The 19,401-nt window shown below is 42.7% G+C and carries 18 protein-coding genes; 13 read left to right on the forward strand and 5 right to left on the reverse strand.

What is annotated here, in order from left to right; translation table 11 throughout:
- Window positions 1-51 precede the first annotated feature (51 nt).
- The 7 genes from R3D86_03455 (at window position 52) to rpmG (ending at window position 9,184) form a co-directional block, all read left to right on the forward strand.
- Window positions 52-1,005, forward strand: a complete 954-nt coding sequence (locus R3D86_03455; GenBank protein ID MEZ5757260.1) for an aspartate carbamoyltransferase catalytic subunit — start codon at window positions 52-54, stop codon at window positions 1,003-1,005.
- Complete coding sequence (gene pyrC, locus R3D86_03460; GenBank protein MEZ5757261.1) at window positions 1,002-2,285, forward strand: dihydroorotase; 1,284 nt, start codon at window positions 1,002-1,004, stop codon at window positions 2,283-2,285. Before R3D86_03455 ends, pyrC begins: the two co-directional genes overlap by 4 nt.
- Complete coding sequence (gene plsY / locus R3D86_03465; GenBank protein MEZ5757262.1) at window positions 2,263-2,874, forward strand: glycerol-3-phosphate 1-O-acyltransferase PlsY; 612 nt, start codon at window positions 2,263-2,265, stop codon at window positions 2,872-2,874. Before pyrC ends, plsY begins: the two co-directional genes overlap by 23 nt.
- 14 nt (window positions 2,875-2,888) lie before the next feature.
- Entirely contained in the window at window positions 2,889-4,022 is a 1,134-nt protein-coding gene (dprA, locus tag R3D86_03470) for a DNA-processing protein DprA (protein MEZ5757263.1), read from the forward strand.
- Window positions 4,023-4,085: 63 nt separating this feature from the next.
- Window positions 4,086-6,674, forward strand: a complete 2,589-nt coding sequence (topA, locus tag R3D86_03475; protein ID MEZ5757264.1) for a type I DNA topoisomerase — start codon at window positions 4,086-4,088, stop codon at window positions 6,672-6,674.
- Between the two features lie 8 nt (window positions 6,675-6,682).
- Complete coding sequence (rnr, locus tag R3D86_03480) at window positions 6,683-8,920, forward strand: ribonuclease R (protein MEZ5757265.1); 2,238 nt, start codon at window positions 6,683-6,685, stop codon at window positions 8,918-8,920.
- A gap of 96 nt (window positions 8,921-9,016) precedes the next feature.
- Window positions 9,017-9,184, forward strand: a complete 168-nt coding sequence (gene rpmG / locus R3D86_03485) for a 50S ribosomal protein L33 (GenBank protein ID MEZ5757266.1) — start codon at window positions 9,017-9,019, stop codon at window positions 9,182-9,184.
- A gap of 65 nt (window positions 9,185-9,249) precedes the next feature.
- On the opposite strand, the gene R3D86_03490 is transcribed toward rpmG, so the two are convergent.
- Both R3D86_03490 and R3D86_03495 read right to left on the reverse strand, forming a co-directional pair.
- Window positions 9,250-10,638, reverse strand: a complete 1,389-nt coding sequence (locus tag R3D86_03490) for a PleD family two-component system response regulator (protein ID MEZ5757267.1) — start codon at window positions 10,636-10,638, stop codon at window positions 9,250-9,252.
- 9 nt (window positions 10,639-10,647) lie between these two features.
- Window positions 10,648-11,013, reverse strand: a complete 366-nt coding sequence (locus R3D86_03495) for a response regulator (GenBank protein ID MEZ5757268.1) — start codon at window positions 11,011-11,013, stop codon at window positions 10,648-10,650.
- 183 nt (window positions 11,014-11,196) lie between these two features.
- Between R3D86_03495 and R3D86_03500 the strand changes: the two genes are divergently transcribed.
- From R3D86_03500 to R3D86_03525, 6 genes are all read left to right on the forward strand, one after another.
- Complete coding sequence (locus R3D86_03500; protein MEZ5757269.1) at window positions 11,197-11,478, forward strand: DUF3572 family protein; 282 nt, start codon at window positions 11,197-11,199, stop codon at window positions 11,476-11,478.
- A 2-nt stretch (window positions 11,479-11,480) separates the two neighbouring features.
- On the forward strand, window positions 11,481-12,764 hold the full coding sequence (locus R3D86_03505; GenBank protein MEZ5757270.1) for a DNA polymerase IV: 1,284 nt from the start codon (window positions 11,481-11,483) through the stop codon (window positions 12,762-12,764).
- 182 nt (window positions 12,765-12,946) lie between these two features.
- Window positions 12,947-13,657, forward strand: a complete 711-nt coding sequence (locus R3D86_03510; GenBank protein ID MEZ5757271.1) for a GGDEF domain-containing protein — start codon at window positions 12,947-12,949, stop codon at window positions 13,655-13,657.
- Window positions 13,658-13,731: 74 nt separating this feature from the next.
- Window positions 13,732-14,202 (forward strand): RidA family protein, encoded by a 471-nt coding sequence (locus R3D86_03515; protein MEZ5757272.1) that lies wholly within the window; start codon window positions 13,732-13,734, stop codon window positions 14,200-14,202.
- Entirely contained in the window at window positions 14,199-14,918 is a 720-nt protein-coding gene (locus R3D86_03520) for a glycerophosphodiester phosphodiesterase family protein (protein ID MEZ5757273.1), read from the forward strand. Before R3D86_03515 ends, R3D86_03520 begins: the two co-directional genes overlap by 4 nt.
- A 4-nt stretch (window positions 14,919-14,922) precedes the next feature.
- The gene (locus R3D86_03525) at window positions 14,923-16,065 is read left to right on the forward strand and encodes a GNAT family N-acetyltransferase (GenBank protein MEZ5757274.1); all 1,143 of its coding nucleotides are present in this window, start codon (window positions 14,923-14,925) and stop codon (window positions 16,063-16,065) included.
- A gap of 5 nt (window positions 16,066-16,070) precedes the next feature.
- On the opposite strand, the gene R3D86_03530 is transcribed toward R3D86_03525, so the two are convergent.
- From R3D86_03530 to clpA, 3 genes are all read right to left on the reverse strand, one after another.
- Complete coding sequence (locus R3D86_03530) at window positions 16,071-16,442, reverse strand: hypothetical protein (protein MEZ5757275.1); 372 nt, start codon at window positions 16,440-16,442, stop codon at window positions 16,071-16,073.
- A 140-nt stretch (window positions 16,443-16,582) separates the two neighbouring features.
- Window positions 16,583-16,978, reverse strand: coding sequence for a DUF6491 family protein (locus R3D86_03535; GenBank protein MEZ5757276.1), 396 nt, complete (start codon window positions 16,976-16,978; stop codon window positions 16,583-16,585).
- A 92-nt stretch (window positions 16,979-17,070) separates the two neighbouring features.
- A complete protein-coding gene (clpA, locus tag R3D86_03540; protein MEZ5757277.1) occupies window positions 17,071-19,389 on the reverse strand; it encodes an ATP-dependent Clp protease ATP-binding subunit ClpA in 2,319 nt (772 codons plus the stop codon).
- Window positions 19,390-19,401: the final 12 nt, after the last annotated feature.

Below are 19,401 nucleotides of genomic sequence, written 5' to 3' on the forward strand. Positions count from 1 at the left end.
TATATACTTGATTTTCAGAACCTTATAAAACAGCACATTTAAGGACTGAATATGTCGTCAGACAATGCCCCGTTCCCACACCAGCACCTGCTTGGTATTGAAGGTCTGAACGAGTTTGAAATTAAACAAATTCTCGATCTTGCCGACAAATATGTCGACCAAAACCGCCGGACAAATAAGAAAAAAGACCTGCTTGAAGGCATGACACAGATCAATCTGTTTTTTGAAAATTCCACCAGAACAAGAATGTCATTTGAACTTGCCGGAAAGCGCCTTGGCGCCGATGTTATCAATATGTCAACATCAACGTCATCAATCAAAAAGGGCGAAACCCTTATAGATACAGCCTCAACATTAAATGCGATGAGGCCGGATTTATTGGTGGTTCGTCACGATTCTTCCGGTGCAGTTAAACTGCTTTCAAGAAAAGTGGACTGCGCTGTGCTTAATGCCGGGGATGGGAAGCATGAACATCCGACACAGGCCCTTCTTGATGCCCTGACCATCAGACGCCGCAAAGGGCGTCTAGCCCGCCTGACCGTTGCCATATGCGGCGATGTGATGCACAGCCGGGTTGCGCGATCAAACATCCATCTTTTAAATATTATGGGCGCGCGTGTCCGTCTTATCGGGCCACCAACACTGATCCCATCCGGTGCACAGAAACTCGGGGCGGAAATTTATTACAACATGGAAGAAGGGCTTAAAGACTGCGACATCGTAATGATGTTAAGGCTGCAAACCGAGCGCATGCATGGCGGATACTTCCCCAGTGTCACGGAATATTTCTCACTTTACGGTCTTGATTATGACAAGCTTGCCGTCGCAAAGGAAGATGCGCTGATCATGCATCCTGGCCCCATGAACCGCGGCGTTGAAATTGATGCCGCCGTAGCTGATGATCTGACCCGAAGCGCCATTCAGGAACAGGTGGAAATGGGCGTTGCTGTCCGGATGGCCTGTCTTGATCTGCTGACACGCACAAAAAGAGGAGTAAGCAATTGAGTAAATTTGTCCTCTATAAAAATGCCCGCCTGCTTGATCCAGCATCAGGGCTTGATATCAAAGGTGAGCTGCTTACCAAAAACAGTAAAATTGATGCGCTCGGTAAAAAAGTTGATGCACCGGACGATGCAGAAATAATTGATCTTAAGGGTAAGTGCCTTTGCCCGGGCCTTATTGATATGCGTGTTTTTGTCGGCATTCCCGGTGCCGATTATAAAGACACTATTTTAAACACGGGCGAAGCCGCCGCCGCCGGCGGAGTTACAACAGTTTGCGTTCAACCAAATTCAAATCCGATCATCGACTGCTTTCCCAATATTGAATATCTGACATCAAGAGCAAAAAATGCTTTGGTCAATTTTATTCCCATGCCCGCGGTAACCAAGAAGCTTGAAGGCAAGGAAATGACAGATATCGGACTGATGTCGAAGGCAGGCTATAAAACCTTCACCGATTGCAGTGCGACAATTGAAAGCGCCGCGTTAATGAGCCGCATTTTTAAATATGCATCGGCATTTGACGCACAGATTATCCAGCATCTTGCCGAACCCAGCCTTTCCAGAAACGGCTGCATGAATGCAGGTGAATTGGCAACAAGGCTCGGCTTACCCGGCATTCCGACTGCGGCTGAAACGATTGTGCTGGAGCGGGATATCAGACTGCTCAGATCAACAAACTGCCGCTATCATGCATCACAGATTACCTGTGCGGACAGTATTGAGGTCGTTAAAAATGCCAAAGACATGGGGCTTAAAATTACTGCCGGGGTTGCCGTTCCCCATCTGGCCTTAAACGAGTATGCCATTGAGGATTATCGCACTTTCACCAAACTTTCACCGCCTCTACGAGCAGAGGAAGACCGGCTGGCCGTCATTGATGCGCTTAAAAATGGCATTATAGATGTGATCGTCAGCGGACATGACCCGGAAGACCCTGAAAGCAAGCGGGTGCCGTTTGAGCATGCCGAGGCGGGTGTGATCGGGCTTGAAACCCTTTTGAATATTTCCCTTGAAATGTATCATAACGGCAGCCTTGATCTGTTGGATATTCTTTCAAAGCTGACCTGTAATCCTGCCCGGATTATGGGACTGGATAGCGGCGTTCTAAAGGCGGGGGCACCAGCTGATCTCTGTATATTTGATTTAAATGTCCCTTACAGGATTGACCCTGATAAAATGGTCAGTGTAACCAAAAACACATGTTTTGACGGCCGTCCTGTTCAGGGCCGGGTCATCAGAACAGTTGTCGGTGGGGTTAGTGTTTATCAATATGCCGGTTGATTATTCATACATTCTCATTTTTTTAATTTTTGCAGGCGGCTATGTCCTAGGCTCGGTTCCTTTTGGTCTTGTCCTCACCCGACTGGCCGGGTACGGCGATATCCGTAAAATCGGTTCCGGCAACATTGGTGCGACAAATGTACTTCGCACCGGCAACAAATTTCTCGCACTGATGACATTGATCCTGGATATCGGTAAAGGGGCAATAGCGGTTTTCATTGCAGAATATTTTTATCCCGGGCTTGGCCTTTTTGCTGGTGGTGGGGCCTTTATTGGTCATTTATATTCCATATTTCTTAAATTTACCGGTGGCAAGGGGGTTGCCACATTTCTTGGAATTATGATTGCCCTTAACCCCCTTACCGGCCTCGCTTGTTGTCTAAGCTGGCTGGTTACAGCGCTTATTTTCAGAATTTCTTCCCTTTCCGCACTTGTGGCTGCCCTCCTGTCACCACTTTACAGTTATTATTTTTCAGATTTTAAACTTGCTATTCTCGCGGGTATATTGTGTATTCTTATTCTACTTAAGCATAAGGAAAATATTAAACGCCTCCTAAACGGCACAGAACCAAGGATCGGCAAAAAATAACAGGGGGAAGTCATATGGGCAGCACAGCAGAGCAATTATCTCTTCAGGAAAAAATTGCCCGACTTCGCCTGATCCGCACTGAAAATGTCGGGCCCGTAACATTCAGACAACTTATTGAGCGCTATAAAACAGCGGAAAAAGCCCTAGAAATGCTGCCTGAGCTTGCAAAGCGCGGCGGCCGGAAAAAGCCCCTCGTCGCTTGCAGCAAAGCAATGATAGAAGCTGATCTGGAAGAACTTGAGAAACAAAAGGGAACACTAATTGTTTTTGGGGACAGTCTTTATCCGCGCCCACTCGCTGCAACAGAAGATGCGCCGCCCGTCATGATGGGACTTGGCCATACGCATCTTTTGCAACAAAAGAGCTTTGCCATTGTCGGCGCAAGAAATGCTTCTGCAGTGGGATTAAAAATAGCGACTTCCTTTGCCCGGAAACTGGGAGAGGCCGGGTATATAATCAGTTCAGGCATGGCCCGGGGCATTGATGCCGCCGCACATCATGGCGCTTTGGAGTCAGGGACTATTGCCGTTTTGGCAGGCGGTGCCGATGTTATATACCCCAGAGAAAATAGTGTACTTTATGAACAAATCAGGCAAACCGGACTGATTTTATCGGAAATGCCTTTTGGCACGCAACCTCAGGCCCGCCATTTTCCAAGACGCAATAGAATTATTTCAGGGCTATCCCTAGGTGTTCTTGTGGTGGAAGCAACCCACCAGTCCGGTACACTGATCACCGCCAGGCTCGCCTCAGAACAGGGACGTGAAGTATTTGCCGTTCCCGGCTCCCCGCTTGATCCACGGTCCAAAGGGCCAAACAGCCTGATACGACAGGGCGCACAGCTCACCGAATCCGTTCAGGATATTCTGGATGTCCTTAAATTTATGGATGAACGAAGCCTGTCTGAACCACAATATGATTTATTCACCCTCCCTGACACTCCACAACAGGCCGACGACAATCTGAATAAGGAATTGGGCAAAGCACGCAATATCATTAAGGAAAAATTAAGTCATACGGCGATATCAATTGACGAGCTGATTAGATTAACAGAATTAGACACTTCCATGATCCAGACTGTGCTTTTGGAGCTGGAATTAGCAGGAGAAATTACCCGTCATGCAGGAAACAGGGTATCTTTTTGTTAAAACATTCTGTAAAAGCCCCTGAAGAATAAAATATTTGACGATTCTAGTGGTAAATGAGGCGCAATGAAAACAGTAATTGTTGAATCCCCGGCGAAAGCCAAAACCATCAATAAGTATCTTGGTAAAGATTATAAAGTTCTGGCAAGTTTTGGCCATATCCGTGATCTCCCGTCAAAAGACGGTTCTGTGGATACCGAAAATGATTTTGCCATGACCTGGGAAATCGATGGTGACAGCAAAAAGCGTATCAAACAGATTGCCGATGCGACCAAGGGCAGTGAAGAACTGATCCTAGCTACCGACCCTGACCGGGAAGGTGAAGCCATTTCCTGGCATGTGCTTGAAGTTCTTAAAGCCCGCCGCGGCGTCATGAAGGATGTCGCCGTTAAAAGGGTCGTTTTTAATGAAATTACCAAACCTGCCATTTTAAAAGCCATGCAGGAACCCCGTGATATTGATAATGAAATGGTCGAAGCCTATCTGGCCCGCCGCGCGCTCGATTATCTTGTCGGATTTAACCTGTCGCCGGTTTTATGGCGCAAACTGCCCGGATCAAAATCGGCGGGACGAGTCCAGTCTGTTGCGCTTAGACTTATCTGTGAACGTGAGCTGGAAATTGAAAAATTCAAATCGGAAGAATACTGGACCATTGAAGCCGATCTTAAAAATTCGGCGTCAGAACCATTTACTGCAAAACTTACTGTACTTAATGGTGATAAATTAACAAAATTCTCACTTTCAAATAAGGAAAGTGCCAATGCTGCGAAGAAAGCGGTTGAAGCCGCCAATCTGACCGTAAAGGATGTTCAGAGCAAGCCGGCAACAAGACACCCGGCAGCCCCATTTACTACTTCAACATTGCAACAGGAAGCTGCCCGTAAACTTGGTTTCAATGCCCAGCGTACGATGCGCACCGCACAAAAACTATATGAAGGCATTGAAATTAACGGTGAAACAACCGGACTGATCACCTATATGCGTACGGACGGTGTTTCAATGGCGAATGAAGCCATTGCCAGTGCCAGGAATGTAATCGCAACCAAATATGGTGAAAAATACGTTCCGGCAAAAGCGAAAATATATAAAAACAAATCCAAAAATGCTCAGGAGGCGCATGAAGCGATTAGGCCGACTGATCTTTCCCGCCTGCCAGAAACTGTTGCGAATAAACTGGATGATGATCAGAAGCGCCTATATGACCTGATCTGGAAAAGAACCATTGCCAGTCAGATGGCCGAAGCGAGAATGGAAAGAACCACTGCCGATATCCAATCCGAAGACGGTAAAATTATTTTGCGGGCCACCGGAACTGTCCAGATTTTTGATGGCTTTCTTACGCTTTATCAGGAAGGACAGGATGACAAGCAGGATGATGACGAAAGACGCCTGCCCAAACTATCTGTAAGTGAAAAAATAAATAAAGAAAAAATTGAAGCGAACCAGCATTTCACTGAGCCACCTCCAAGATTCTCTGAAGCCAGTCTTGTCAAAAGGCTAGAAGAACTGGGGATCGGTCGTCCATCCACTTACGCGTCAATTCTGACTGTCCTTAGGGAACGTAACTATGTCCTTATGGATAAAAACCGATTTGTACCGGAAGGAAAAGGCCGGGTTGTAACATCTTTCCTTGAAAGTTATTTCAATAAATATGTCCAGTATGATTTTACGGCCGAAATGGAATCCGAACTGGATATGATTTCTGACGGGAAAATTCCTTGGAAAGAAGTATTGGCTAATTTCTGGCTTGATTTCAGCGGCGCTATTGAAGGGACAAAAGACCTTCGGGTCTCTGAAGTGCTGGATGTGATTACTGATGCCCTCGCCCCATTTATTTTTCCGGCGCGTGAAGACGGATCAGACCCACGCATTTGTCCAAAATGTAAAGAAGGACGATTAAGCGTTAAAACTGGTAAATTCGGTGCCTTTATTGGTTGTGAAAATTACCCAACCTGTGATTTCACCCGTCAAATTCAGAATAATGATGAAGCTATTGTTGAAGAAGATGGGCAAAAAACGCTGGGTATTGATCCTGTATCAGGGATGGAAGTTACCTTAAGATCAGGACGGTTCGGTCCTTACATACAACTTGGCGAACCTGTGGAAAAAGAAAAACCCAAGCGGGCGTCTATCCCAAAAGGCATGAGCGCAGAATCTATTGATTTTGAGCGGGCATTAAAACTTCTTGCCCTGCCCCGTGATGTTGGTGTTCATCCGGAGGATGGTAAAATCATTAAGGCGGCAATCGGACGTTTCGGCCCTTATGTGTCGCATAATGGAGTCTTTGCCAGCCTTAAAGACCCTGAGGATGTCTTTAACATCGGAACCAACCACGCCGTCACATTGCTGGCAGAAGCTGCCGCAAAACGCAGCAAAACGTCTGAGCCGATTAAAGATCTTGGACCTCATCCTGACGGTGACAGTAATATTCTTGTCATGGACGGACGTTATGGTCCATATGTAAAATATAATCGTATAAATGCCACTATTCCAAAAGATAAAGACCCGAAAAACATTACGCTTGAAGAGGCGTTGGAGCTGATTAAAGCCAGAGCGGAAAAAGGGAAGAAAACAAAATCTTCCGCAAAAGCGGTAACAAAAAAGAAAGCCAAGGCAAAGCCAAAAGCTAAACCCAAAAAGGCTAAAACCAAATAAGAGAAAATATGACAAAGAAGAATGCCCCATTCCCTGATGAAACACAAATTCTTGAATTCATCAGGGATAATCCGGGGCGCGCCTCCAAACGCGAAATCACCCGTGCCTTTCAGATTAAGGGCGATGATAAAATTAAACTGAAAAAATTGCTGCGAAAGATGGCGCTGGATGGCAAGCTTGAAAAACCTCATAAATCCAGGCTTCATATTTCCGGCGATTTACCAGCGGTACTTGTCATCGAAATTAATGGAGTTGATGGACAGGGTGACTTAACCGCTCGCCCCCTTGATTGGGACTATCCTGAAGAGCCGCCAAAAATTTTAATGTTTGCCTATGACAAACGCAATAAACTTGGCCTAAGTGATCGGGCCCTGGTCCGGTTGACCCCAAATAAAAACAAGGGTGAAACAGGTTATGTCGCGAAGGTCATCCGAAAACTTGAGCAGAAATCGTCCCAGTTAATCGGCGTTTTCCATTCCGATGATGAGAATATTGCCTTTGTTAATCCAACTGATAAAAAAGATCGCAACAGATATTTAATTGCGAAAAATGACTGGAATGGTGCGACAGACGGCTCGCTGGTGCTGATCGCTTTAAAACCGGGGCGCCAAATATCACGTCATGCCAAGGCAAAACCGGCAAAAGTGATAAATTGCTTCGGATCAGTTAGTGATGCCAAATCCATCAGCCTGATTGCAATTGTGTCACAAGGGATTGCGACAGAATTTCCGGAAGAAGCCCTTAAAGAGGCCGAAAAATCGGAAAACCCCATTTTAGGAAAAAGAGTGGATTTAAGAGATATTCCGCTCATAACTGTTGATCCTTCTGATGCCAGAGATCATGACGATGCCATCTGGGCAGAAATGGACACAGATCCAAATAATGAAGGCGGTTGTCACATCATCGTTGCCATTGCAGACGTTGCGCACTATGTCAGGCCCGGCTCTGCCCTTGACCGGGAAGCAAGAAAGCGCGGGAATTCAACATATTTCCCGGACCGTGTCGTCCCCATGCTGCCCGAACAACTTTCAAATGGCCTATGTTCCCTTCATGAAGGGGAAGACCGTTATACAATGGCGGTTCATATCTGGTTTGATAAAAGGGGCAAAAAAATCAAACATAAATTTGTCCGCGGCCTGATGAGAAGCTATGCAAGTCTGTCATACGAAGAATTCCAGAACGCCCGGGATGGCATAAACTCTGAACACACCTCAGGTCTTATCGACCTCGTGATCAATCCTCTTTATCAGGCGTACGAGGTTTTATTAAAAGGGCGCAACCACCGTGAACCACTGAATATTACGGCGCCTGAAAAAAAGATTATATTAGATGATAATGGTGAAGTGATCCGGATTGAAAATAAAGTCAGTCTTGATGCCCATAAACTGATCGAAGAATTCATGATCCAGGCCAATGTCGCGGCAGCAGAAGAACTGGAACGTAAAAATACCCCATGCATGTACCGTATTCACGAGCAACCCAGTCTGGATAAAATAGAAACGCTTCGGCTTTTCATGGCTGGACTTGATTATAAATTTTCAAAAGGTCAGGTTATCAAGCCCAAAATTTTTAATAATTTAATTAATATCGTTGCCGGAAGCCCCCATGAAGAAGTCGTCAACACCATAATATTAAGAACACAGATGCAGGCAAAATATAGCCCTGAAAATCATGGTCATTTTGGCTTATCCCTGACAAGATACGCCCATTTCACCTCCCCCATCAGACGATATGCCGATGTTCTTGTTCATAGATCGTTGATCAGGGCTTTAAGATTTGGGGATGACGGATTAAGCCAGTATGATTCTGACAACTTATTTGAAACAGCCGATCATATCAGTACGACCGAACGTAATTCCATGATTGCAGAGCGTAACTCTACAGAACGATATATTGCACATTATATGAGCCGAAAAATTGATGAGGAATTTCAGGGTAAAATTAATGGCGTCCTGAAAGCCGGTCTTTTTATAAGCCTGACAGAAACTGGGGGAGAAGGTTTTATTCCGATCTCGTCCTTGGTCGGGGACTATTTTCACTATGACAAGGATCATCAGTTAATTGAAGGGGAGCATAGCGGATTAATTTTTCAGCTGGGTGATTCTGTCACTGTTCGACTGCGCGAAGCGAATCCGATTTCCGGTGGATTAATTTTTGAACTGATTGATGATAGACTTTTAAAAAATGCTGCGTCAAAAAAGACAGGGAAAAACAGCCGAAGGCCTCGAAAAAGAAAAAGAAAATAAATTATAAGAAAAAACACAGACTTTTACTTGACTTAAGCCATAATCCCTGTATTTTCCGCAAACGTAAATTATCAATTTTTTAAACGGAGGCTAGCGATGGCCAAACCAGCAAGCGTTAAAATTAAACTTGTCAGCACTGCGGACACAGGTTTTTATTATGTAACAAAGAAAAACCCACGCAATATTACCGAAAAAATGGTAATGCGCAAATATGACCCGGTTGCACGCAAGCATGTCGAATTTAAAGAAGCAAAAATTAAATAATTTTACTCTTAATCGACCTAACTAAAATAAAGAATGGCTGCTATTTAAGCGGCCTTTTTTATAGATTACACTTCATCAAGACAGGAAAGGCCACACACTTTGTTTCGGCCGGTTTCTTTAGCCTTGTATAGCCCTTTATCAGCTTCTGCGAACAGTTTTTCTTTCGTGTTACAGCTTTCACTGACTATTGAGACACCGATACTGACTGTAACGTTAATTGGATGATCAGAGCCAGAAATTCGGAAAGGTTCATCACTAATGGTTTTTCGTAGTCGTTCTGCGATAAATAGTGCAAACCCCGCATCTGTTTCCGGCATAACAACAACAAACTCTTCGCCCCCATATCTGGCAGCAAGATCTATACTGCGGATATTACTTGAAATCCGTTTAGAAAATTCTTCCAAAACTTCATCACCGGATGCATGGCCATATGTGTCATTAATTTTCTTAAAATGGTCAATATCCAGCATAAGAAGGGAAACATTCGTCTGTTTGTCATTCGCCACAGAGAAAATATTTTCAAGATGAGTATCCAAAAAATGGCGATTATAAAGATTTGTGACGGCATCTGTCACGGCCATTTCCATATTCTTTTTCATTTTCCCGCGCAGATAATCTGCATATCTCTTGTGCCTGATTTGCGACTTAACACGCGCAACAAGTTCATTTCCGTCAATTGGTCTGGTCACATAATCTGTAACACCAAGTTCCATTGCCTGTATTAAATTCTTATTATCCCCATCATCGATCAGGACAAGTATGGGCGTATGCCTTGTTACCTCTGCTGAGCGTAAAGACGAACAAAGTCTAAGACCGTCTGCCTCCCTTAAACTCAAGCTAATAATAAACAGATCATATTGTTCCAGATTCTGGGTTACAATTTTTCCACCACTAACATTATCCAAATCTATGGATCCTACAGTATTTTCAAGATAACTGATGATCCTGTTGGCAACTCTTTCATAATCTTCAATGAGTAATATTTTTGAATCGTCAAATTTAAGTGGGGTATTAATATCATTCGTTCCAACACTGCCAAATGCAGCACCGGTTGAATTTCTCATTCGGAGCTCATCCATCAAAACTTTCAGACGGACAAGTGATTTTACACGGGCAAACAGGGGCAGATCCTGAATTGGTTTGGTCAGAAAATCATCTGCTCCTGCTTCAAGGCCCATCACCCTGTCTTTAGGCTGGTCGAGTGCCGTTACCATTATGATCGGTATATGGGCAACAGCCGGATTTTGCTTTACCCGACGACAGACTTCAAAGCCATCCATCCCTGGCATCATAACATCTAGCAAAATAATATCAGGCTGTTCTTTCTCTATAATTTCCAGTGCGTCCAAACCGTTCATAGCCGTAAGTACATCAAAATATTCACTGCGAAGCTTCGCCTCAAGCAGCTTCACGTTGTGAAGTACATCATCAACTACTAGAACTCTGGCCGTCATATTAAGAAATTATCCTACGAATTTTCTTACTGTTTCGATAAAGTGACTAACGGAAATTGGCTTCGCTATATACGCTTCACATCCACCTTCCCTGATTTTTTCCTCATCCCCCTTCATGGCAAATGCTGTAACGGCAATGACAGGTATGGATTTTAGTTCATCATCCTCTTTAATCCATTTGGTCACTTCAAGACCGGAAACCTCCGGAAGCTGGATATCCATCAAAATAAGGTCCGGTTTTTCGTTTCTCGCGAGTTCCAGCGCCTTCATGCCTTCCTGTGTCTGTACTGTCTCATAGCCATGAGCATCCAGTAAGTCACAGAAGAGCTTCATATTTAGGTCATTATCTTCAACAACGAGTATTTTCTTTGGCATAAATGATCTCTTATTTTGTTTTAATTTATGGAATGTGTCCTTCCACTGCTCATAATCCCTTATTTGTTGTATCTTAAGGATATGAAAAAGCGGTTAATTTTTATATATATGTAGCAATATCTTTTTTTGAGAAGAATTGATATAGTAAATACCCATTTTTTTATAATTAACGATTTCAGAAGCATGGATAAAGATAGAGCCGAAATTATTGCCATTAACTGCCTCTCGTTCATTGCTGCCGATGAAAAATATCTTGCCGGCTATCTGAACTTAACGGGTACTGATATTTACCAGCTCAAAAAAAACACTGAAAATCCTGATGAAATGCCCTCAATTTTGGGAAGTGTCCTCGACTATCTGATGCAAAATGAAAAATATCTACTTGAATTCTCCGAAGTTTACGAAGTTGACCCAACAGACATTCAAAAAGCACGCAGGTTATTCCCGGGGGCAGATTTGTTTTAAAAATGGACAATACCGGCACCAATTCAATTTCCTGCTTTTGCCGCGATTGCCTGAGCGATATTTCCATTGATGCCAAGATCACCAAATGTCCAAAATGTTCAAGCCCACGACTTATCACCCATTCCGAACTTCATAATTTAACAATTGCCCACATAGACTGCGATGCATTTTATGCCAGCATTGAAAAAAGGGACGATCCTACTCTCAGCGCCAAACCGCTGATTATCGGTGGTGGCAAAAGAGGAGTCGTTTCAACATGCTGTTACATAGCCAGGACATATGGGGTAAAATCCGCGATGCCAATGTTTCAGGCAAAGAAACTCTGTCCAAACGCCATTATACTCCCCCCTAATATGAAGAAATATTCAGATGTAAGCCGTCAGGTCAGGGAAATATTTGATGAACTTACTCCTGCCATTGAGCCGATTTCCATTGATGAAGCATTTCTAGATCTTGGCGGAACTGAGAAACTTCATGGCCTGTCCGCTGCAAAATTATTAAGCAGAACAGCAACCAGAATAGCAGATGAAATTGGCATCACTGTTTCGGTCGGGCTCAGTTATAATAAATTTCTGGCTAAACTTGCTTCCGATCTTGATAAGCCGAGCGGCTTTTCAGTTATTGGCAGAAGGGAGGCAAAATCATTTCTTGCCAAACAGCCGATAAGTAAAATTTGGGGCGTTGGTAAGGTGCTAAATAATAAAATGAATCGTGCGGGTATCAGCCAGATTGGTCAGTTACAAAATATGGATCTGAAAAAACTGATAAATGACTATGGGGCGATGGGAGAACGGCTTTATTATTTTTCTAGGGGGGAAGATACAAGAACTGTAACCCCATCGCAAAAAATCAAAAGCGTTTCAAATGAGACAACGCTTGAAAAGGATATTTCTGACTATGATATACTTAAAAAATATCTGTGGTCACTTTGTGAAAAACTCTCCGCACGACTGAAAAACCAGCATTTATCAGCAAAAACAATTCATCTGAAATTAAAAACAGCCAATTTCAGAACAGTCAGCCGCTCAGTAACGCTGGATGTTCCGACGCAAATGGCAGAAATTCTTTATACACATGGGAAATATTTGTTAAAGCCTGAATGTAACGGGCTTGAATACAGACTGATCGGAATTGGTGTTTCCAACTTTGCCAATGAAGAATTTTCCGATCTTCCGGACCTCCTTGATCCAGCTAAGGAAAATAAAATTAAAACCGAACGCGCCATTGATAAAATAAGGCAGCGTTTTGGCAATGATATTATTAACAAAGGCCGTAAGTTTACCTGATACCATTTACCATTCATTTACCATGTTTCAGATTATTTTGCCCGGCAAAGGCAGGCAAGAATTTCCACTATTATTAAATCATCAGGAAATTTGACATTTTATCTTTATATTTCAATATGTTACATCGTGGCATAAATTTTGCTTCATAGTGAATAAGTTAGTTTATTAATAAAGGACGTAACATGAATATATTGACTTATAAACAGGGCTATCAGCTTGAGCATTCAACATTTAAGGTAAGCGAAAAAGCATCAGAACTGATCAAAAAATTTCATCAGTCTGCTGACGGACTGACTTTAAAAAACTGGAAAGCACTTTCTGAAATCCTTGATTATGCCGCAGCGGCAGAACAAACAATTGCCGAGCAAAAACAATATATTTCAAATCTTGAATCTATGGCGGCCACGGACCTTCTGACCGGTCTTTTAAACCGACACGGTTTTGAAAATGAAATTAGTCATGCTATTGCCAGAGCGAAAAGATATGGGGAAAAAAGTCTATTTGCCTATATCGATCTGGACCGCTTTAAATCAATTAATGACACATTTGGACATAATACAGGCGATATTATGCTGAAGCAGGTTAGTGAAGTACTAAATGTATCAATCCGCCAAACCGATTATGCGGCTCGTCTGGCAGGTGATGAATTTGGCTTATTACTGACCAATTGTGACATTAAAAAGGGTAAGGAACGAGTGGGTCATATTCGACATAATTTAAGAAAAATTACTGTAAATCATAACGGAGAAAAGATTCAGACATCCGCTAGTATAGGTTTTTCAGTAATTGATGAAACAAGTATGCTTGAAGACGTCCTGGAAAAAGCTGACAAGGCTATGTATTTAAATAAGCGCAAACGCCGTCAAAGTCAGAATAAATATCGGATAAGTTAAATCAATCTCCTTTTCTTATGGGTCAAAAAGTCGTAGTCTCTTGTCAATATTACTAATTAAATGTCGGAGAGATTATGAGCACTTCACCAAAAGAAAATTTAGAAAAACTGGGGATTACTTTACCAACGCCCGTGGCTCCTGTTGCAAATTATGTAACATTCGTACAGGCAGGAAACCTGCTTTCTGTTTCAGGACAATTGCCACTTGATGGAAATGGCAAACTTCCCTATGTGGGAAAAGTCGGCCAGGAAGTAACAGCAGAAGATGCGGCAAAAGCCGCCCGTTTATGTGCCATAAATATTATATCTCAGATTAATGCTGCTGTTGGTGGTGATTTAAACAGAGTTAAGCGTATTGTAAAATTAGGTGGTTTCGTAAATTGCACTGACAGTTTCCCAGGTCAGCCAGCTATTATTAACGGCGCATCAGACCTTATGGTGGAAGTGTTCGGTGATAAGGGAAAACATTCCCGCTCCGCCGTTGGCACCAATGCCCTTCCGCTTAACGTCCCGGTTGAAATTGATGCGCTTGTCGAAATTTCATGACGGAAAGCTGGCTCGCAAAAACATCATATGCCCATAGAGGACTCCATGGCTCTAGGACCGGTTATGTGGAAAATAGTTTATCTGCATTTAAAGAAGCAGCAGAACGGGGGTTTGGAATAGAACTCGATGTGCTGCTCAGCCGTGATAATATTGCCATGGTGTTCCATGATACTGAATTAGGCCGATTGACAACCCATGCCGGGAACACCATTGACTATAGCGCGGATGAGCTTTCAAAAATTAAGTTATCCAATAGCAATGATATCATTCTAACATTACAGTATGTGCTTTCGCAAATTGGTGCCAAAACCCGAATTCTAATTGAAATAAAAGGTGATCAGGGACATTTTCATGAAATAGCCGAAGCCGTCTGGAACGATATCAAATTCTACCCTGATGACATTGCCATTATGTCTTTTTATCCCGAAATTATAAAATATTTTAAGGCCTATTATCCCGGTGTCCCAAGAGGATTGGTAGCAACAACGATTGATGATGGGGAATTGCCAAAAGAGTATTTAAACCCAGACAAACAATTACGTCTGATTAAAAGCCTGGACGTTGACTTTATTGCCTACGATATACGTATCCTGCCCAATAAAGTGACCCGTTATTGTCGGGAACATAATATTCCTGTTCTCACATGGACGGTTAGATCCGAAGAAGAGCGTATCAAGGCAAAAGACAATACGGACAATATCATTTTTGAATTATAGCCAGATGTTGAGAAGTCGAATAATTGAATCAATTAATGATGTTTCAGAAAAAGACTGGAATAGATGTGCAACCTCGGCAGATGACGGACTTAACCCATTTTGCTCACACGGCTTTCTTTCAGCACTGGAGAAAAGTGGTTGTGTGACCGCCGAAACCGGTTGGCTGCCACAGCATGTAATATTGGAAGAAAAAGGCAAAATTCACGGAACCATGCCCCTTTACCTTAAAAGTCATTCACAAGGGGAATATGTTTTTGACCACGGCTGGGCCAATGCTTTTGAGCAGGCCGGTGGCCATTATTACCCCAAGCTGCAATCCTCAATCCCGTTTAGTCCGGTTACCGGCCCTCGCCTGCTTAGTCAAAATTTCGAGCATAAATTAATGCTGCTTGATGCCGCTATTAATCATGCACAAAATCATCATATTTCATCAATTCACTTTACTTTTATCAATGATGTGGATTTTGACGTCATGACGGCACGTCAGCTGCTTCATCGGCAGGATCAACAATTTCACTGGCTTAATGATGGTTATAAAAATTTTGATGATTTTTTGTCGAACTTATCGTCACGCAAACGCAAAAATATTCAGAAAGAAAGACTAAAAGCGCTTGATGCCGGCCTTGAAATTGAATGGATAAGCGGCGATCAGATTGCTGAGCATCACTGGGACTATTATTTTGAATTTTATATGAATACCGCGAACAGAAAATGGGGAAGACCATATCTCAATAGAAAATTCTTTTCACTACTAAGCGAAAAAATACCAAATAATCTTCTTCTTATAATGGCCAAAAGAAATGGGAGATATATCGCTGGCGCCTTAAACCTTATGGGAAAAAATACACTTTATGGCCGCTATTGGGGAGCGACAGAATATCACAAATTTCTACATTTTGAGCTTTGCTATTATCAGGCAATAGACTTTGCCATAGAAAACAAACTTTCAAAAGTAGAAGCAGGGGCACAAGGAGAACATAAAATTGCCCGCGGTTATATTCCTTGCCCGACCAACAGCATGCATTGGATCGAAAATCCATCATTCCGGGTTGCCGTAAAAAAATTTCTCGACCAGGAGCGAAAAGCTGTCGGCCGAGAAATAGAATTTTTACGTGAATTTACACCCTTTAAAAGAGTGAACGATTAGTCAGCTCAGGAAGCTGGCTTTTCATTGAGTAGTTCAAATTCGCCCAGCCCGCAAGGACCCCGCTCCGTAGTTATAAAATCTGTATTGCAGATTTTCCCTCTGTTAGAAGGATATGAAAACTGACGGTTTGTACCAAGACGACTACAAACACCATCCAAAGTATTCAGATAGGTTTTATTATTGCGAAGTTCAAAAAGAATTCTCGTGTCATCAATAATTGTCGCATTCTTAATTTCGCTTTGATTTATACATTTCTCGAACTCACCCGTCGGAATATATTTATCAAGCTTTTCTTTTGCCGCCTCAATCGCGGTGATCTCACCTGCCAAAGCCCATGTAGTAGTCAGGACAAAAGTTGTAACTAATGGGAGTAACATTTTTTTCATGCTATTTTCCTTTCCTGTTTAACTAAGCAATACATAAACTGTTTTCCATAACCAATCATTCACACTAAATGATTTTTCTGCGCACTTATTACAATCTTCAATTATAAGAAAAAGTATGGTTGTTTTATGGCTTAGTCATCTTTTCTTGGCAACTTTTCTAATGTTTCAAATTTGCCCAAAAAGCAAGGTGCACCTGTATCATGTGGCCTCAATACATTTATGACATCTGTGCTGCATAATTGATTACCATGAGAAGTATATTTTATACTTCTTTCAAATCCAAGATTTGGACATTTGCTATCCAATGTATTCAAATAGACCTTGTTACCATCCATTTCAAAAATGATGTGAATATCATCAAGTACGCGGGTTCTTCTAATTTGGCTATTTATTATACAGTTCTTAAATTCACCAGTCTGCTTATATTTTTCCATTTCTTTGGCGAAACGTTCTTCGTTGGTTTCAGAAACGGCAACGGAGGTACCAATCGCGAAAACAATTCCAGTAAAAAGTAATTTTTTCAACATTTTATCACCTGTAAATTATTGCTATTGACGAATTATACAATAGGGCAGATGAATTTAAGCTGAATTTAAGAAAATACGTTAAATAAACATAATTACTTTACTGGCTGTTTTTCCTTTTTACTCTTCTTTGCTTTAGGTTTAGGAAGACTTTTTCCCGGCTCAATATCAAGGGTGATTTTCTTATCTTTAAAACCGATCTTAACTTCACCACCTTCTACCAGACGACCGAATAATAGCTCATCCGCCAGAGGTCTCTTAATTTCTTCCTGTATTACCCGCTTAAGCGGTCTTGCACCGAAATGCTTGTCATATCCCTTATCGGCGATAAAAGCTTTGGCAGCGGGAGAAATCCTGATATGAACACCGCGATCCTCAAGCTGCATTTCAAGTTCAAGTATAAATTTCTCAACCACTTTTTCGATAACGGCAGGAGGAAGTGAAGAAAAGGGCACAATGGCATCCAGCCTGTTTCTAAATTCAGGCGTGAAAAGTTTTTTAATCGCTTCTTCATCGGCACCTGACTGATCTGATCGCCCGAAGCCGATAACTTCCTTGCTGAGTTCTGCCGCTCCTGCATTGGTTGTCATAATCAGGATAACATTTCTGAAATCAATTTTTTTACCGTTGCTGTCCGTTAATGTTCCATGATCCATAACCTGCAGCAGAATATTATAGATATCCTGATGAGCCTTTTCGATCTCATCAAGCAATAATACGCAATGTGGTGTTTTATCAATGGCGTCGGTCAAAAGGCCACCCTGATCATATCCTACATATCCTGGAGGCGCGCCAATCAGACGGGATATAGTATGTCTCTCCATATATTCAGACATATCAAATCGTTCGATTTCAACCCCCAGCAGACTTGCAAGTTGCTTGGCAACTTCTGTCTTACCAACGCCTGTCGGGCCGCTGAACAGATAACAGCCAATCGGTTTGTCCGTCTCGCGAAGTCCGGCACGGGATAACTTAATGGCATCGGCAAGGACTTCAATAGCCTTATCCTGACCGAATACTACCCGTTTCAGATCTTTTGAAAGTGTTTTAAGAATTGATTTGTCATCTTTTGAAACACTTTTAGGCGGTATTCTTGCCATTTTCGAGACGACATTTTCAACATCGGCAACTGTAATATTTTCTGACCTGTCCGCTTCGGGAAGAAGCATCTGCGAAGCACCAACTTCATCAATGACATCAATTGCTTTATCAGGCAATTTTCTTTCATTAATATGGCGCACGGATAAATCTACTGCCGCTTCTATCACTTCATCACTATATTTAACGTTATGATGCTCTTCGAAATATTTTCTAAGACCTTTAAGAATATCCTTAGTTTCCTGTGCTGTAGGCTCAACAACGTCGATTTTCTGGAAACGACGTAGCAAAGCCCGGTCTTTTTCTATATAGGATCTGTATTCTTTATAGGTGGTCGAGCCGATACAGCGCAGTGCCCCTTTGGAAAGGGCCGGTTTTAACAGGTTAGACGCATCCATTGCGCCGCCCCCGGTTGCCCCTGCACCGATAATTGTATGCAGCTCATCAATGAAAAGAATGGAGCCTTCTTTCTCCTCTATTTCCTTAATCACAGCTTTAATGCGTTCCTCAAAGTCACCTCGGAAGCGTGTGCCCGCCAAAATAGTTCCCATTTCAAGGCTGTAAATTGTTGCATTATGGAGAACTTCCGGCACTTCTTTTTTCACAATCCGCAAGGCAAGCCCTTCGGCAATCGCTGTCTTACCAACACCGGGATCGCCCACATAAAGAGGATTATTTTTTGAACGGCGGCATAATATCTGAATTGTTCTTTCAACTTCAGAAACTCTGCCAATCAATGGATCTATCTTTCCTTCGCGCGCTCTTTCATTAAGATTTATACAGTATTTCTCAAGGGCAGATTTAGTACCACCTTCCCGGCCTTCACTTTCTTCACCCTCGGCTCCTGCCTCATTATTTTCATTTGACGATGGTGCATCCGACTTTGCCAGCCCGTGCGATATATAATTTACAACATCAAGTCGTGATACTTCATGTTGCTGCAGATAATATACGGCATGACTTTCACGTTCTGAAAACAGAGCCACCAAAACATTACTGCCGTTGACTTCTTCACGTCCGCTGCTTTGTACATGAAGGATGGACCGTTGGATCACACGCTGGAAACCTGCGGTAGGCGTAGCATCAAGACTGGTGTCATCCGTGATATTCTCCAGTTCCTGATCCAGATACGCCTTAAGCTCGGCACGGAGTTGTGCAATATTTACATCACATGCCCGAAGCACGGCAACAGCATCCTGATCATCCAGCAAGCCGAGCAGCAGATGCTCCAGAGTAGCAAACTCATGGTTTCTTTTATTAGCCTCCGCTACACTTCGGTGCAGAGTATGTTCCAAATTTGGCGAAAATGTAGGCACTTAACTCTCCTT

This window comes from Emcibacteraceae bacterium, from assembly GCA_041396985.1.
In the GTDB taxonomy this organism is placed as follows: domain Bacteria; phylum Pseudomonadota; class Alphaproteobacteria; order Sphingomonadales; family Emcibacteraceae; genus Pseudemcibacter.

What these genes read in the sequence shown, in the direction of transcription:
- R3D86_03455 (MEZ5757260.1), top strand. Translation starts at nt 52, where the DNA reads ATGTCGTCAGACAATGCCCCGTTCCCACACCAGCACCTGCTTGGTATT.
- R3D86_03535 (MEZ5757276.1), bottom strand. Translation starts at nt 16,978, where the DNA reads ATGTTGAAAAAATTACTTTTTACTGGAATTGTTTTCGCGATTGGTACC.
- R3D86_03515 (MEZ5757272.1), top strand. Translation starts at nt 13,732, where the DNA reads ATGAGCACTTCACCAAAAGAAAATTTAGAAAAACTGGGGATTACTTTA.
- rpmG (MEZ5757266.1), top strand. Translation starts at nt 9,017, where the DNA reads ATGGCCAAACCAGCAAGCGTTAAAATTAAACTTGTCAGCACTGCGGAC.
- rnr (MEZ5757265.1), top strand. Translation starts at nt 6,683, where the DNA reads ATGACAAAGAAGAATGCCCCATTCCCTGATGAAACACAAATTCTTGAA.
- R3D86_03500 (MEZ5757269.1), top strand. Translation starts at nt 11,197, where the DNA reads ATGGATAAAGATAGAGCCGAAATTATTGCCATTAACTGCCTCTCGTTC.
- R3D86_03520 (MEZ5757273.1), top strand. Translation starts at nt 14,199, where the DNA reads ATGACGGAAAGCTGGCTCGCAAAAACATCATATGCCCATAGAGGACTC.
- dprA (MEZ5757263.1), top strand. Translation starts at nt 2,889, where the DNA reads ATGGGCAGCACAGCAGAGCAATTATCTCTTCAGGAAAAAATTGCCCGA.
- R3D86_03525 (MEZ5757274.1), top strand. Translation starts at nt 14,923, where the DNA reads ATGTTGAGAAGTCGAATAATTGAATCAATTAATGATGTTTCAGAAAAA.
- R3D86_03530 (MEZ5757275.1), bottom strand. Translation starts at nt 16,442, where the DNA reads ATGTTACTCCCATTAGTTACAACTTTTGTCCTGACTACTACATGGGCT.
- R3D86_03505 (MEZ5757270.1), top strand. Translation starts at nt 11,481, where the DNA reads ATGGACAATACCGGCACCAATTCAATTTCCTGCTTTTGCCGCGATTGC.
- topA (MEZ5757264.1), top strand. Translation starts at nt 4,086, where the DNA reads ATGAAAACAGTAATTGTTGAATCCCCGGCGAAAGCCAAAACCATCAAT.
- R3D86_03490 (MEZ5757267.1), bottom strand. Translation starts at nt 10,638, where the DNA reads ATGACGGCCAGAGTTCTAGTAGTTGATGATGTACTTCACAACGTGAAG.
- R3D86_03495 (MEZ5757268.1), bottom strand. Translation starts at nt 11,013, where the DNA reads ATGCCAAAGAAAATACTCGTTGTTGAAGATAATGACCTAAATATGAAG.
- R3D86_03510 (MEZ5757271.1), top strand. Translation starts at nt 12,947, where the DNA reads ATGAATATATTGACTTATAAACAGGGCTATCAGCTTGAGCATTCAACA.